A 417-nucleotide genomic window follows, 5' to 3' on the forward strand; every position below is an offset into this window, starting at 1 on the left:
CCGCCAAGCGCGCCACCTAGCGCGGCCGACTGCGCGCGATCACCGAAACCGCCTTCACCCTCCATGAACCCGTATCCAGCCCCGGAGGCTGCGCCAAAGCCAAGGCCTGCGGCAAAGCGTCCGCCAAGGCCTCTTGCCGCTGTTCCAACGGCGCCAACACCAAGCAACGCAGGCACCGCGGCCCCCACAAGGTCAGCCGACAGCCGGCCAAGGCCAGACATGTTTTCCTCGTTCTGGCGAAGGCGCTGCAGCTCTGCGTCATAATCGGTGCCGCGAAGCGTGCTGTACATCGCCGCGCTTGCCTCATCACCGGCAAGGCCGAGGGTGGCGCTTTCGCCCGCCCGGTTAATCCATGTCCCGAGGCTTTCGCCATAGCTCTGCACGCCGTCATTGGGATCACCGACAAGGTTGTCGTAG

General features: G+C 65.5%; 1 pseudogene. It reads right to left on the reverse strand.

Annotation, left to right across the window (positions count from 1 at the left end):
• Nucleotides 1-221 (reverse strand): annotated as a pseudogene (locus tag BTA51_RS30055) (hypothetical protein); the annotation flags it as partial.
• Between the last annotated feature and the right edge of the window lie 196 nt (nt 222-417).

This window comes from Hahella sp. CCB-MM4 (assembly GCF_002260525.1).
In the GTDB taxonomy this organism is placed as follows: domain Bacteria; phylum Pseudomonadota; class Gammaproteobacteria; order Pseudomonadales; family Oleiphilaceae; genus Hahella.